Consider the following 14700-nt stretch of genomic DNA (forward strand, 5'->3'; position numbering starts at 1 on the left):
AAACCACAGCCAGAGTAAAGACTGCAGTTATGGTTACATTGAAGGTCTAAGGCTGTGTTTCAGCGTTCAAAACGGAAAGACAAAAGAGGCTGAACAACTGGAATAGACCGGATCACATGTCGACGATACGTACCTGATGAAAGCCCACGTCCAAGGCATTTTCTGTCGCCATATCAACGTCGCCGAAGCACTGTTCTACGCCGTTTCCATCTGTTAATGGCACAAGTCCCCCGCGGGCATGGCGAAATTCGACAATCCAGCCATCGCTCGACAGCGACGGTTCGATCATGGCTTCCACCAGCATTTCTTGACTGTAGAGGGAACGTAGTTCTGATTTTGTCATTGGCTCTTCCTGCTTTTTGCAATGCTTAGGGTTACGCGATTAACCACATGCATAGTCTGGTAAAAGCATAGTCGTCAGCACGGCGATGTGCCACGGCGAGCACTATCGTTTGTGAGACAGATACGGGGGATGCAATTGTCCTGTGCCCTCGCCTTTTTCGCCATTGAGCAAATGCACCAAGGTGATTTTTAAGCGCATTGGCGACACCGGTTTGTGCTGCACCAAATACCCAAAATCCCGCGCTTGTTGCTGCAACGCTTCACTGCGGTTGGCTGTCACTATCACGGTTGGTACTGGCTGTAATCGCTGCGTATTGATGTGTTGCGCCAATGCCAACCCTGTCATTTCGGTGTCGAGGTGGTAATCCACAATCAACAATTCCACGGGGGCCTGCACCGTATCGCAACTGATTTGAAGCTCCTGCAACGAGCACGCCGTGACGACCTCACAACCCCAGCGCTGCAACAGTTCTTCCATGGCATGACAAATATTGGGATCGTTATCAATCACCCACACCCTTGCGCCCTGCAGTACGACACCTGCATCCGGGACCAAGGCTTCAATGCTACGCGGGCTGTAAATACTTCGGTTTCCATACGGCACAAACACGGAAAAACGCGATCCACGGCTAGGGATAGAATCCACCGACACACCATGCCCTAGCACACCCGCGATCTTATCAACGATCGCAAGCCCTAAACCCAGTTGCGTATGGTGAAGTTCTTGATCCGCAGTGAGGCGCTTGAACTCTTGGAAGATCTCTTTCTTTTTGTCTTCAGGGATCCCAACGCCCGTGTCGAGCACTTCAATGCGAAGTCCATCTGTGCAGCGACGGCAGCCCAGCAAGATCTTCCCCGATACCGTGTAGCGAAGGGCGTTCGTCATCAGGTTACGAATGATCCGCGCCAGCAATTGTGAGTCGGTATACACGTACGCGGAGCAAGGCACGTACCGCACTTCAACAATGCTGCCTTCTGCGGCATGGGAAAAATCATCGGCAATGTTGTCGAGCAAGTCGCTGATAGGGAAAGACTGCTTGTCGGCCCTGACCACGCCAGCATCCAGCTTGGATATTTCGACCAAAGTCGTGATCAATGACTCCACGTCTTGAAGCGAATGGGTGAGAGAATCCACCAGCTTTCTCGCCGCTGGGGACATGCGATGGCTGAGTAACGACCCTAAGTAAAGCTGCGCGGCATTGAGCGGCTGCAACAGATCATGACTGATCGCTGCGAGGAATTTAGTTTTGGATAAATTGGCATACTCGGCGTCTTTTTTGGTTTCAAGTAGCCGTTCTTGCATGACGCGCCTTTCTTCCACTTCGCCTTGTAGTTGATCGTTCAAGGTTTGCAGCTGTGCCGTGCGCTCTTGCACCCTCAGCTCCATGGTTTGATAGGCTTGTTCTAACGCCTCAGCACTGCGCCTGCGCTCAGTAATGTCCCAATTGAGCACGAAAAGCCCGGTGATATTGCCGGCGGAAGAGAGATTCGGTACATAGCTTTTCACCACATATCGTGTGTTGCCGCTGGCATTGTTCTCTTCGATTTCGAACATCACCGACTCACCCGATAAGGCGCGATCGAGGTAGGGTTTCAGTGCCGAGAATTTCGATTGGCTGCGCATGATCGAGATGTGTTTACCGATCAACTCACCACGCGGATAGCCATACCATTCATCGTAAGCACGGTTCGTGAATTGATAGTGAAGATCATCACCCACATAGGCAATCAAGGCAGGCACATTATCGGTGATCAAACGCAGCCACTGTTCGGTTTCTCTCAGTTCCTTGGCATCCAAATAACGCTGCGTGATGTCCGTGTACGTGTTGACGTAGCCTTCTTCTTCCATGGCATGGCTGCGCACTTCAATCACGCGTCCATCCGGTAGCGTCTGAACCCGAATGCCCTCTGGCGGGTGCGCGCCACCTCGCCCGATACGCTCCAAGGTGATCGAGCATCCTTCACGGATATCTTCCAACCTTGCACCAGAAAGCTGCGCCTGTTTCAACCCTGAAATCACCACAAAGCGCTGATTAAAAACCTGAACATCCCCTTCTTTGCTGACCAACAATACCCCTTGAGAAAGGTTATCCACCATGTCTTGTAGCAAGCGACTTTTCTCTGCCATCGCCGCTTCAAAGCGCGCCGTTTCTGCTTGTTTAAGCTGGGTGATGTCGGAATACACCATCACCATCCCACCATCACTGGTGTGGCGCTCCTTGATTTGCAGCCAACGGTTGTCATTCAGTTTTAACGTATGCCCATTGTTGATGGTTTCGGGCTCACTCACGATCAAGCCACGCTCATGGGCAAGCTCACGGATTTTTTCCGGTGTCAGCGACATGGTATCCAGCGAGATAGCATTGTCTCTCCAGTAACGTTCAAAACGGCTGTTGGAGTACACCAATTCGCGGTTAGGATCGTAAAGGGCAAAGCCATCCGATATGGACTCAATGGCATCGATAAAACGCTGATGGGCTTGTTCTGCCTGAGATTTGGCTTGAGATAACGCTCGGTTGGTGGATTCGAGCGATTGCAGTGCATGGTTAAGCTCTTCGGTTTTATCACGCACTTGATCGGCCAGCACCACGGAATGCTGGAAAGCGCCCCATGCATCCACTTGTGGACTTCCCCCTTGCTCAACGCGATGCACCAAGGCTTCAATCATCTTTTTCTGACGCGCGTTTTCCTCTTCAAGCGCGGCAATTCTTTGTTTGAGTTCCTTCTCGTTTTGACTCAATTCACCCTGCCTTTTGCGCCAAATACGGCGACATCTCTGTGGCTTCTTGCGCCGTGTCAGCATTCTCCTTCACCGCGCCATCTTTCGGTGGCTTACCAATCATCACACCGGTAAGCGTTTGGTTCATATGGATCCCATTAAGCTGCTCACCATAGGTGTTAAACCCCACCAAACGAAAGCGGGAAATCATGGCTTTTGCTTGGCCTTGTTTCATGGTTTGCTCCACTTCCAAACGCCTCAAGAAGCAATCACACGCCAAGGTCACTTCCAGCTCCCCAACGCGTGCCTCCATGGCAGAAAGTGTTTCCTTTGTATTAGCAAAGAGATCGCCGGGTCGCATAGCTGTCACAACGATCCCATCATCCACGGCGCAGTAAAAATCCAAGCTCAGATCTTCATTCACCTTCTGGATCGAGCGGACGTAATACTGATCGCCAATCAACACCGCCAAAGGGTGAAGGGCGTAGATCTCAGGGCGAAGATCATTGAGATGTATCCCCACTTCCCGCGCATACACTTGCGCTGCTGGCTCGGCATTAAACTCATACACTTTGCGCGAGTTACAATCGGCATGTGTCACCACCAGCTTGCTATCAAGACTTTCTATGTGGTGCGTCGTAAACACTTCGAACGGACAATGTGTATTGAACATCACCACGATAGCGGAGTTGGTATGAAACTCGCCGTCACAATACACATGCGTATTGGCCAAATTGATGTCATCTCCCGCTGAGCCGCCAAAGTGTGGCAAGCGCCCTAACGCAGTATCTAAGGTCACCAGAAAACGTTCTTCAATGGGCGACAACCCATCAATGAGGGTAAGCACAAAGGTATTGCCATTGATGGGCGCTTTAAGATCCGTTTGGCAGGCTTCAATTAACGAGCTCACGCAGAGCTGCGCCGACTGAAGTGTAAAATCTTCCAACGGTACACGCATGCCAGAAACCTTAAAATCCTTATGGGAAAAGCCTAGTGCACTGATGCTACTTTTCGAGTAACCATAAGGCGTCACCTCCCCCGCTGACGTACACCCCATGACCTCACAATGCAAAAATGCAGACGACATTTCTTTGCTAAGAGCTTGTAGGTCATAGGCTGATGAGCAGAAGAACAACACGAAGCCAATGTCATCGCTATCAAGCTGTAACGCCAGTTCTCGCGCGGCTTTCACCACGTCGAGTTGGTAGGTTGCTGCGCTGTAAACGGCTTGGCGTTGTACCGACGATTGCTGTGCTGTCATGCCCTGTCTCCTGAACCTTTCGGTGTTTCATAAATCAATGCTTGCACAACGTAAGTGTAAGCAGTGCACAATTCTTCGCGCTTCCTCCTAAAGGATGATTTTTCTATTTTTGCAAACCCCGCATGATGAAAGTTTCAAGATTGGGACACCACCAAGACCACAAATGGAATCAGTGTCACTACACTGAAATAAACGAAAAACAAGTGCATTCGATATCATTTTGGTGCATTTTCATCCGTAATCTCACAGTAATATCAAGGGTCATCAGGAAGATGGCGGGGCGTTTAACTCACGTAGTGAAAGGGACTAAGCCATGTACAAATTTCTCGTTGCTGATGATCATCCACTGTTTCGCGACGCACTGATCGCCGTCATTCGATCGCGTTATGAAGAGTGTGAAATCCTACAATCAGAAGACATTACCCATGCCCTAGACATCGCTGACACCCACACTGATCTTGATTTAATCCTGCTGGATCTCAATATGCCAGGCATGGCCGGTTTAAAAGGCTTGCTGGAATTAAGAAATCAAAGCCCTACCATTCCGGTTGCAATCATTTCTGCTGAAACCAACAAACAGATCATTCTCCAAACCATCGCTTACGGTGCCGTAGGTTTTATTGCCAAGAGTGCGCCCAGAGACAAGATGCGTGAAGCCTTTGAGCAAATTCTTGAAGGGCATGTGTATTTACCCGCTGATATTATCCGCGCAGAAGGCGATAAAGACTCGTCGCATCGCCGTCAAGACGAGCCCCACTTCTCCCCTGAAATGTTGCACACACTCACACGTAGACAGCTGTTGGTATTAAAATCCATGGCGCAAGGGGCGGCAAACAAGCAGATCGCTTATGACCTGAACATTTCAGAAACAACCGTCAAATCACACGTGTCCGCCATCTTGAAAAAACTGGGGGTGCATAACCGTATTCAAGCCGTTGTAGGCGTTACCAACATCGATTTCGACCGTTACCTTAAGCGCTAATCAGCGTGTCATCAATGCAGGGTAGGCTGCTTCAAGGCGGCTAATACTCGCGTCACCAAATTTACCAATGAATCCGGCGTGGTTTTTGAAACATCAATGGCCGAGGTCTGCCCCACCATCCCCAGTAAAGCGCGATGAAAGCGTCCCTGCGATTTATTGTACTTCGCCGACACCAGCCCCAAACCGCCATGACAGGCTTTTTCGAACATCGGGTCATCCAAGGGCTTACTGAGCACCTCAAATGCGTTGAGCAAGGCAATAAAGCTCACGCTTGGGTCGCCATCGGCAACGGTATCGAAGGTTAATTCATAATGCATGAGGTCGATCCCCACACTCACGGCATAGCAACGCCCACCAAGGCGGCGCTTTTGGATCATACTCGTGGCCATCACGGATTGCCCCAATACGGCAATGTCTCCTGCTTCCACCGTGTGTGGAAATGACAAGGTGACATGCATGGCCGAGTCTTCATCTTTGTGGCTCGCCATGATACTGCCCGTGCGATACACAGGCGTACTGCCCTTACCCAAGAACACCATGCCATCTTCAGTGCGCTGCCATGTTCCCGGGATCGCCTCAATCTCATTCATTCGCAAGGTGTGATGCCAAAACTGGCGTAGGGCTTCAACATCACTGACAGGCAAATCAACGGTATACCCGATGATGACGGCGTTCGCACAGTCCCATTGACGAATATCGCAAAGTATCGGGCTTCCTTTCATCCACGCCCATCGCAGCGTACGTTGCTGACACAAGGCTAACCATCGCTCAATGGCTGCACGGGTTGCCTGATCGCGCGCCTGGCACCGGCACAAAATGGATAAACGTCTCAGTGGTTGGCAAGGTGATAACCATTCGCCTTGAGGTTCAGAAAGTAACCTCTCGGACTCATGGGGTAGCGTTTCCGTGTTTGGCATGGCTTTTAGATAAGGCGACGCGAACGGTGAAATGGCGAAATCATGAAACAAACGCTGCAAGCCATCGCCCCAGCGATTCGCCATGAGCCGCCCTTGTTCCAGCGCAAAATACTGTGAGTGCCACGCGATACGACGTGCTGATAAATCTTGTTGAACATGTTCAAGCCATCGCGACAGTGCCGCGATATCAGTGTGTTGCGTCACGCGAAACCGCAAGGTGGGTTTAGGCTGAAAATCCGAATTTAACGGCAGCAAGGTCGCCCCCATTTCAGCAAGCTTCTTCTGGCAACGCAGTGCCCGCAAAGCAGGGTGCAGCACGCACGCCCAGTACGGCGAAAAGTGTAGGGTTTCGATGCGTAGCTCGGGCAATGCGGCCGGCGAGGAAACAGGGCGTTCATGACGTACCTTGTCATCGTCATCCGGTGTTGAAAGTGCCTTACCGACATGGGATAACGCTTTCGACACTTGACGCCACAACCCAATCATCGGCCATGATCCCGACGAAATAAGTACCGCGTTCTCCGGCCGATAATACGTATTGTGGTAACGACGCAGCTTGACGATATCCAAGGCTTGCAATGTGTCTGTCATGCCGCCGTAAAGTGGCGCTCTCGGCTCACTGTTCACTGCCATGTCGACCGATTCATTGAATCGCTCGTTGCGCTGATATTCCGTCAACTCTCGATATAAGGTGCCATCCAACCCTAAGCCATCCGCGCGCACCGTATGACGAATAATTTCCTCGTCAAAGTCATCGCTGTTCAGCAAGGGTGAAAACACGCAATCAGACATAAATCCGATACCACGAAGCACCGAGGCAGGGTCGTAACCTGAGAGGTGAAAGCGGGTGCTCTCTTTTTGGGTGGTGGCATTAAATTCAAGCAGGGTCAGTTCGGCGCGAAGGGCCAGAAAGGTTTCAGGTTCGGGGTAGCGCGTTGAACCGCGAAGCACCATGTGCTCCAGCGCATGCGCAATGCCACTGTCATCATCTGAGGGTGTGGGTATCACAAGGGCAACGCTGAGTCTGTCTTCGTCTGAGGCGGCATGGTGCCAATGCATCACGCCCGTGACGTGGCGGTATCCCACCCATCCTGACGCCAACTGCTGCTCAGCAGGAGGAAGTAAAAACCAATCTGGCGCGGCAGGATGTGGTGTCGCCATAGCCTCTCCTCATGAAATACATCATGGTTTTGTGGACATGATCAGGTGGCTATTTTTCACGTTCCTTGCCAATGCTTCGCTATGACAGCCTTGATTGGCCTTCGCCACCGCCTCCTCGATCACCTTGTGATGCGGGGATTTACTGCAAACAGGATCCGCATTGGCGGCATCGCCTGTCAGCAACAATGCTTGACACCGACAACCACCAAAATCCGTTTCCTTCTCATTACAGCTTCGGCAAGGTTCGGGCATCCAGTCAAATCCGCGGAAGCGATTAAAGCTTTCAGAGTGATACCAAATGTCTGAAAGTGCCTGATCTTTCACGTTTGGGTGAGGAAGATCGAGCAAGGCAGCACTGTGGCACGGCAGGGCTTTTCCATCCGGTGCGATATTGAGGAAAATGTTTCCCCAGCCGCTCATGCAAGGCTTAGGGCGCTGTTCGTGATAATCCGGCGTGACGAACAAAAACTTGGGCCCTTTGCCTTCCTGCCTATTCCGCAGTGCATTCACGCGTGCTTCAGCACGCTCGATTTGCTCATGGGACGGCAACAAAGCATCGCGGTTGTGCAGCGCCCATCCGTAGTATTGAGAGGTGGCCAGTTCGACATAATCCGCATCAAGTTCAATCGCCAACGCCATGATGGCTTCGATGGATTCAATGTTTTGCCGTGTGATCACCACGTTCATCACCATGGGAAATCCATTGCTCTTAACGGCGTTGAACATGGCCTTTTTGTGCGAGAACGCGTTGCGTTTTCCCGCGATCGCGTCGTTAAGATCCGGATCGGCAGATTGGAAACTGATCTGAATATGATCCAAGCCAGCCGCTTTCAGTTTGATGATCCGCTTTTCTGTTAGCCCAACCGCAGAGGTGATCAAATTGGTGTAGTAACCCAATTGGTGAGCATGGGCCACAATCTCTTCGAGATCCTGGCGAAGTAACGGTTCGCCCCCCGAGAAACCAAGCTGCACAGCACCCAACTCACGCCCTTGCTCTAGCGCGCGACACCATTCTTCCGTCGTCAATTCGTCTACCGGATCGCCCAGATTGATCGGGTTTGAACAGTATGCACAATGCAGCGGACAGCGGTATGTCAGTTCAGCCAGCAACCACAGCGGCGGGCTAACAGCTTTCGAGCCATTTCTTATCACACGCAACCTCCACAAATTCCGCGACATCTTGCGCGAGCGACACACCGGGAAATTTGGCTTCCAAGCGAGAAATCACCGCCGACACAGGGCTAGGTTGTTCAAACTGCAGCAAGATTTCAGCCGCACTCTCGCTGAGTTTCACCATGCCTTCAGGGAACAGCAGCACGTAACTCTCTTGCGCCTTTTCGAACTGCATTCGAAACATCGCATTGCGTTGGTAAACCACTTCATCACTCATGCCCACTCCCTACCGTTTGCCTTGCTCTTTCGTTCTGGTTCTTATCTAGAATCTCGTCACTCGTCTCTATCATCTCTGTTAACGATCAATCGCATGGTGCCAAACAGGCGCATCCGTCACCCCAACAAACGGCGGACGATCAAACTCATACGCCATGCTGAGTGCATCCAACAAGGACCATAAAATATCGAGTTTAAATTGCAGAATATTGAGCGCCCTTTCTTGCTGATCCGCCGTATGAAAATGATCGAGCGTGATCGCCATACCTTGCTCGACATCACGACGGGCTTGGCTCAAGCGCTGACGAAAATACGTTAAGCCGCTTTGATCTATCCACGGGTAATGGGTCGGCCAGCTATCGAGGCGAGATTGGTGAATTTCAGGGGCAAACAACTCGGTTAATGAAGAACACGCGGCCTCTTGCCATGTGGCTCTACGGGCAAAATTCACATACGCATCCACCGCGAAACGCACGCCCGGCAGCACCCACTTTTCATCGAGCACCTCTTGGCGGTCTAAACCCACGGATTCCGCCAAACGAAGCCACGCCTCAATGCCGCCCCATTCACAATCCAAGCTTTCATGGCCATCATGATCGAGAATGCGTTGCACCCATTGCTGACGCACTTTCTGGTCGCGACAATTGGCCATGATGGCAGCATCTTTGATGGGGATAGAGGTTTGATAATAAAAGCGGTTAGCGACCCAACCACGAATTTGCGCCTTGGTACATTTGCCGCTGTACATCGCTTTATGGAAAGGATGGTGGATGTGGTAATACTGCCCTTTCGCAAGCAAAGCAGCTTGAAACGCCTCTCGGCTCATCGCGTCTTTCATCATCCCTCCTAGATTTGAATGTGCATGCCATCAAACGCAATCTCGACGCCCGCATCCAGCACAGCCTTGTGCTCAGACGCATCGGGATCGAGGATCGGGTTGGTGTTATTAATGTGGATCAGCACTTTTCTCGGCTTGTCGAACTGCTCCAATAAGGCCAACATGCCGTCATCACCCGACACGGAAAGGTGCCCCATTTCGCGGCCTAAACGTGTGCCTAGCCCTTCGCGAATCATTTCATCGTCTGTCCATAAGGTGCCATCCATCATCACGCAATCCGCGCTTGCCATGGCAGACAGAACGGCACCGTCTGGTGCACCTAAACCTGGCGCGTAAAACAAGGTCGCGCCCGTGCGTGTATCCACAATACGCAAGCCGATGTTATCGCCGGGGCGAGGTTTATTGCGATACGGGGAAAACGGTGGCGCATTGGATGCCAACACGATGGGATGAAAGCGCAGCGCTGGCACAAATGGAATTTGCCAGCCCTCGTCAGACGTTGGATCGACAGTGTGTGTGCGATACCCCCCTTCCCAATGTTTCATCATGGAAAGAATGGGATAGCTGGTGGACAGCTCTTCCGCGACTTCTGCTGTGCAATATAAATCGAGCGGTAAGCCTTCACGGAGGATCAGCAACCCGGTGGTGTGATCGATTTGCGCATCCGTGACAATCACAGATCGAACGCCTGATCCGCGAGCACCATTGGCGTAAGCAAGCTGAGGAGACGCATTGATTTGCTGGCGAATATCAGGTGAGGCGTTAATGATCACCCAATTTTCACCGTCATCACTGACTGCAATCGAAGACTGTGTTCTTGGTTCAGCACGGCTGGTGCCATTTCGAACTGAAGAACACATACGGCAATGACAGTTCCATTGCGGGAACCCGCCACCTGCGGCAGAGCCTAACACCACAATCTGCATTCGCGCGCTCCTTGGCCATTCGTAACGCTGTCGCTGAGATGTCAGCGAGCCCTTTCACGTCATCTAAACATCAGGGATAAATGAAAAGTCAGGGCTGAGTTTGGGGAAAAGAATAAAAAAAGGGATGCATCCCGAAGGCGGCATCCCATGACGACTCTCTCAACGATTGCTGATGTAAAGGGTAACTTCAAATCCGAGTCGCAGTTCCGTAAAGCTAGGTTTTTTCCACATAGTGATTACTCCTTGTGCCTGATACGAATGTGACAAAATTATCGCCACCGTTACTAGCCTAAATACAAGGCGAGAAACTACCAATCCTACTTTGTGATGATTTCTCTAGTCCGAGACGCAAATGAGTTTTGCTAAAACTGACATAACCCTTAGCCCAAGGTTATTTTTTCGAAAAATTATGAGGCGAAACAGTGACTACCACGCCTTCACCGAGTGTGTTTGTTGCACGTCTCGATTTTCGGTTCTTGCCGTATTTGTTCGCCACACAGCGGTGCTCATCACTCACAATGGCCAAACACGCCAAGCACTGCACACACTCGTTGTAATCAATCTGCCCTGTTTTTTGAATGGCATTAATACCGCAATGTTTTTCACACAACCGACAGGGCTGACCACATTCTTCACGCCGCGTGAGCCAACTAAAGCGCCGCAGCCGCCCTAACACAGCCAAGCCCGCACCCAAGGGGCACATATACCTACAATAGGCTTTGTGAACGCGGGCACTCAGCGCCAGTAGCAACACGGCGTACAACACGAAAGGCCATGCTCTGTCGAACACTAAGGTCACCGCCGTTTTGAACGGCTCGATTTCGGCGAGGGTTTCCGCGAGAGAGAGTTGATAGAACGCCATGCTCACCAACACCATCAACACACCATACTTCACGGTGATGAGTGTTTGATGCAGACCGTCACTGATTTTCCATTGCCGTAAACGGTACTTTTCCGCCACAGCAGCCACCAACTCCTGCATGGCGCCAAACGGACACAGCCAGCCGCAATACAGGCCTCTTCCCCACAAAAACAAGCTGATGAAGACATAACTCCACAGCACAAACAAAATGGGGTCGAGCAAAAAGACCGTGATATCGAAACCCTTCCAAAGCGACAAAAGCAGGGTGTAGATGTTGACGACAGAGAGCTGCCCTTGGGCATAAAAACCGATAAACCCGATCACAAATAACAAGACAGTGAGTCGCACTGGCGTTAAATAGCGGCCAAATCCAGCCAAGCGATGCTGAAACACAAACACGCCGGTCAATAGCGCGAGATACACAGAAAGGACCGCGATCTCGACAAGCCGATCATTCCAGATCCGCTGCCACAAAGGGATAGGCGGCTTGGGTGGTTCAACAGGGATCAACACGTTGTCGGGCAGACGATATTCGGTGTCGATCAGCACATGCTCTGATTCCAGGAAGTTTTTCTTCAACTGGACTGTCATACCAAACGACAAGGGCAACGACGGATCAAACCCACTTTGATCGGAGAACGTGAGAATTTTCACGTCATCAAATGCAGGCATTAACACGGCAATCTGCTCTGCAAACACGGGCGATTGCGCGTGATACAAATCGGCATCCCGAAGCGCCAGAGGGCTACCTTGTTGGCGAAGAGAAAACCGCGCAGGCGTTGTGCCAGCGACAAAGTCGTCCGCCACAAACGAATAGCCACCACGAGAGCCAACAAGGAGTGCAACTTCCCCAGGCGCAAGAGATTGCATGATGCGTTGATATTCTTCGTCACCAAGAAGATTTTTCCCAACGCTTGGCGGGTTCAGTAACGCGATCGATAGGTCGATAAAAGGCGTGTTTTCGTCTCCGGCATCCCTTGCGGCGAGCAGCCTCCCCGTATTCACCGACAATTGTTCCGCGGCCTCATCGTCGCTAAGTCGCCATCGGAAAAGCGCCCGTTCATTGCGTAATACGTCAAAGGATCGCGGTGTGAACTGGTGCATGTTCAGCGTTGCTTTGGCGGAAGAACCAAACCCATTGAGCCTCGCCTGCGCGACTTTTCGCGCCGCCGCTAAAATGGTGTCATGCACCACCATCACCGAAACTGTCGCTTTGGTGACGCCATCAAAATACGCCAAATCGCCGCTGGCAATCCGCGCTTGGTCACTCCCCACCAGCACTTGTTGCTTCAGCGATAACCCTTGATATTGGGCGATGAATTCATACAAAGGCGCTTCACCCAGCCCGTGCAGGAAAATCGGCTCATGGTGGCGTACCAACACCAAACCAACGATGCGCCCTTGTACATCGAGCCCAACACGCAAATTAATGCTGTCGCCTGAAAAGCCCGGAAAATCGGTTAAATCATCGGTTTCAAACAGATAGCCGATGGTTTGATCGAGCTGATAAATATCGGTGATAGGCATGGCATCTTGCGATGCTTTCATGCGGGTGGCGCGAGGAAAGAGGGCTTGCGCTTCATCGCTCACTTCAAGCCAATCTTGGGCAAAAAGCGACGGTGTAAAGAGAATCATAAAGAAGCTAAGGCAAAGCCAACGACGCCAATACATACACTGCTCTGGCATGGAAATACCCATTAAAAAGCGGAGTACAAGCTCCGCATCGCGTATCCGTCAGGCAGCACTGGGAGCGCTGCCGTCAGGTTGCAGAAAGGGGTTAGAAGAAACCGAGCGGGTTGATGTCGTAACTCACCAGCAAGTTTTTAGTTTGTTGGTAGTGATTCAGCATCATCTTGTGGGTTTCACGGCCAATACCGGATTTTTTGTAGCCACCAAACGCCGCATGCGCAGGGTAAAGGTGGTAACAGTTCGTCCATACACGGCCTGCTTGAATGGCACGTCCCATGCGGTACGCACGGTTTACATCACGCGTCCAAAGCCCCGCACCTAGGCCATATTCCGTGTCATTGGCAATCGCCAACGCTTCGGCTTCATCTTTGAAGGTAGTGACCGCAATAACAGGGCCGAAGATCTCTTCTTGGAACACTCGCATGGTGTTGTCACCTTTGAAAATGGTCGGTTTCACGTAGTAACCACCACCGAAGTCCGCAGACTCGCCGCCCGCCAGCAGCTCTGCGCCTTCATCACGACCAATGTCCATGTAGCTTAAGATCTTCTCGTATTGCTCATTAGAGGCTTGTGCACCCACTTGCGTTTCCGTGTCGAGCGGGTTGCCGTGTTTGATTGCTTTGGTACGCTCAACCACTTTCGCCATGAACGCATCAAAGATGCTTTCTTGCACCAGTACACGCGATGGACAGGTACACACTTCGCCTTGGTTGAAGAACGCCAATACACAGCCTTCGACGGCTTTATTGATGAACTCATCTTCCTGTTGCATTACATCTTCAAAGTAGATATTCGGCGATTTACCACCCAATTCAACGGTTGATGGGATCAAGTTATCTGCCGCGCAACGAAGCACATGATTACCAATCGCGGTAGAACCTGTAAAAGCAATCTTTGCGATACGGTTGGATGTTGCAAGCGCTTGGCCAGCTTCTGGCCCCATACCATTAACCACGTTCAACACGCCTGGTGGCAACAAATCACCCACCAGCTCCATCAACAATAGGATGGTCGTTGGTGTTTGCTCGGCAGGTTTTAAGACAATACAGTTGCCCGCAGCAAGCGCTGGCGCAATTTTCCATGCCGCCATCAACAGTGGGAAGTTCCAAGGGATGATCTGTCCGACGACCCCTAAAGGTTCGTGAATATGGTAGGCCACGGTATTGGCATCGATCTCAGCCGCAGACCCCTCTTGGGACCTAATCGCCCCCGCGAAGTAGCGGAAGTGATCAACACAAAGCGGGAGGTCAGCGGCGAGGGTTTCGCGCACGGCCTTGCCGTTTTCCCACGTTTCTGCAACGGCCAGATATTCGATGTTGGCTTCGATGCGATCAGCAATCTTGAGGAGGATGTTAGAACGCTCGGTGGCAGATGTAGCTCCCCACGCAGCTTTCGCTTGATGCGCGGCGTCGAGTGCCAATTCGATGTCTTCTGCACTGGAGCGAGGAATTTCTGTGATCGGTTCGCCTGAACAAGGCGATGTATCAGTGAAGTATTGTCCTTTAACCGGCTCAACCCAGTTACCGCCAATATAGTTGCCATAACGCGCCTTAAAATTAACGACGGCTCCGTCGGTATTTGGTTTTGCGTAAATCATTGTCCACCTCATCATAA

General features: G+C 51.4%; 12 protein-coding genes. 1 reads left to right on the top strand and 11 read right to left on the bottom strand.

Features of this window, described 5'->3' with window-relative positions:
- Window positions 1-112: 112 nt before the first annotated feature.
- The 3 genes from BM082_RS14205 to nosP all read right to left on the bottom strand — a co-directional run bounded on the left by BM082_RS14205 (window position 113) and on the right by nosP (window position 4322).
- On the bottom strand, window positions 113-343 hold the full coding sequence (locus BM082_RS14205) for a hypothetical protein (RefSeq protein ID WP_017011225.1): 231 nt from the start codon (window positions 341-343) through the stop codon (window positions 113-115).
- Between the two features lie 102 nt (window positions 344-445).
- The gene (locus BM082_RS14210; protein WP_017013311.1) at window positions 446-3082 is read right to left on the bottom strand and encodes a hybrid sensor histidine kinase/response regulator; all 2637 of its coding nucleotides are present in this window, start codon (window positions 3080-3082) and stop codon (window positions 446-448) included.
- A 1-nt stretch (window position 3083) separates the two neighbouring features.
- Window positions 3084-4322 (bottom strand): nitric oxide-sensing protein NosP, encoded by a 1239-nt coding sequence (gene nosP, locus BM082_RS14215; RefSeq protein WP_017013310.1) that lies wholly within the window; start codon window positions 4320-4322, stop codon window positions 3084-3086.
- Window positions 4323-4635: 313 nt separating this feature from the next.
- Here nosP and BM082_RS14220 point away from each other — a divergent pair, with 313 nt between their 5' ends.
- Window positions 4636-5304, top strand: a complete 669-nt coding sequence (locus tag BM082_RS14220) for a response regulator (protein ID WP_017011228.1) — start codon at window positions 4636-4638, stop codon at window positions 5302-5304.
- An 11-nt stretch (window positions 5305-5315) separates the two neighbouring features.
- Here the strand turns inward: BM082_RS14220 and BM082_RS14225 are convergent, their stop codons facing one another.
- The 8 genes from BM082_RS14225 to exaC all read right to left on the bottom strand — a co-directional run bounded on the left by BM082_RS14225 (window position 5316) and on the right by exaC (window position 14683).
- Window positions 5316-7382 (bottom strand): insulinase family protein, encoded by a 2067-nt coding sequence (locus tag BM082_RS14225; RefSeq protein ID WP_074927443.1) that lies wholly within the window; start codon window positions 7380-7382, stop codon window positions 5316-5318.
- Window positions 7383-7403: 21 nt separating this feature from the next.
- Window positions 7404-8534 carry a pyrroloquinoline quinone biosynthesis protein PqqE gene (pqqE, locus tag BM082_RS14230; protein ID WP_017013308.1) on the bottom strand — a complete coding sequence of 377 codons (1131 nt, stop codon included), beginning with the start codon at window positions 8532-8534 and terminating at the stop codon, window positions 7404-7406.
- Window positions 8506-8772 carry a pyrroloquinoline quinone biosynthesis peptide chaperone PqqD gene (gene pqqD, locus BM082_RS14235; RefSeq protein ID WP_017011231.1) on the bottom strand — a complete coding sequence of 89 codons (267 nt, stop codon included), beginning with the start codon at window positions 8770-8772 and terminating at the stop codon, window positions 8506-8508. Before pqqD ends, pqqE begins: the two co-directional genes overlap by 29 nt.
- A 78-nt stretch (window positions 8773-8850) precedes the next feature.
- Window positions 8851-9609 (bottom strand): pyrroloquinoline-quinone synthase PqqC, encoded by a 759-nt coding sequence (pqqC, locus tag BM082_RS14240; RefSeq protein WP_074927445.1) that lies wholly within the window; start codon window positions 9607-9609, stop codon window positions 8851-8853.
- A gap of 8 nt (window positions 9610-9617) precedes the next feature.
- Window positions 9618-10535, bottom strand: coding sequence for a pyrroloquinoline quinone biosynthesis protein PqqB (pqqB, locus tag BM082_RS14245; protein WP_017013305.1), 918 nt, complete (start codon window positions 10533-10535; stop codon window positions 9618-9620).
- 159 nt (window positions 10536-10694) lie between these two features.
- Complete coding sequence (gene pqqA / locus BM082_RS24790) at window positions 10695-10766, bottom strand: pyrroloquinoline quinone precursor peptide PqqA (RefSeq protein WP_102259777.1); 72 nt, start codon at window positions 10764-10766, stop codon at window positions 10695-10697.
- Window positions 10767-10926: 160 nt separating this feature from the next.
- On the bottom strand, window positions 10927-13095 hold the full coding sequence (locus BM082_RS14255; RefSeq protein ID WP_074927449.1) for a 4Fe-4S binding protein: 2169 nt from the start codon (window positions 13093-13095) through the stop codon (window positions 10927-10929).
- Window positions 13096-13174: 79 nt separating this feature from the next.
- The gene (exaC, locus tag BM082_RS14260; RefSeq protein WP_074927451.1) at window positions 13175-14683 is read right to left on the bottom strand and encodes an acetaldehyde dehydrogenase ExaC; all 1509 of its coding nucleotides are present in this window, start codon (window positions 14681-14683) and stop codon (window positions 13175-13177) included.
- Between the last annotated feature and the right edge of the window lie 17 nt (window positions 14684-14700).

Origin of the sequence: Enterovibrio norvegicus DSM 15893, assembly GCF_900115495.1 — a bacterium.
GTDB lineage: Bacteria > Pseudomonadota > Gammaproteobacteria > Enterobacterales > Vibrionaceae > Enterovibrio > Enterovibrio norvegicus.

What these genes read in the sequence shown, in the direction of transcription:
- BM082_RS14205 (WP_017011225.1), bottom strand. Translation starts at nt 343, where the DNA reads ATGACAAAATCAGAACTACGTTCCCTCTACAGTCAAGAAATGCTGGTG.
- nosP (WP_017013310.1), bottom strand. Translation starts at nt 4,322, where the DNA reads ATGACAGCACAGCAATCGTCGGTACAACGCCAAGCCGTTTACAGCGCA.
- BM082_RS14220 (WP_017011228.1), top strand. Translation starts at nt 4,636, where the DNA reads ATGTACAAATTTCTCGTTGCTGATGATCATCCACTGTTTCGCGACGCA.
- BM082_RS14225 (WP_074927443.1), bottom strand. Translation starts at nt 7,382, where the DNA reads ATGGCGACACCACATCCTGCCGCGCCAGATTGGTTTTTACTTCCTCCT.
- pqqD (WP_017011231.1), bottom strand. Translation starts at nt 8,772, where the DNA reads ATGAGTGATGAAGTGGTTTACCAACGCAATGCGATGTTTCGAATGCAG.
- pqqC (WP_074927445.1), bottom strand. Translation starts at nt 9,609, where the DNA reads ATGAAAGACGCGATGAGCCGAGAGGCGTTTCAAGCTGCTTTGCTTGCG.
- pqqB (WP_017013305.1), bottom strand. Translation starts at nt 10,535, where the DNA reads ATGCAGATTGTGGTGTTAGGCTCTGCCGCAGGTGGCGGGTTCCCGCAA.
- BM082_RS14255 (WP_074927449.1), bottom strand. Translation starts at nt 13,095, where the DNA reads ATGGGTATTTCCATGCCAGAGCAGTGTATGTATTGGCGTCGTTGGCTT.
- exaC (WP_074927451.1), bottom strand. Translation starts at nt 14,683, where the DNA reads ATGATTTACGCAAAACCAAATACCGACGGAGCCGTCGTTAATTTTAAG.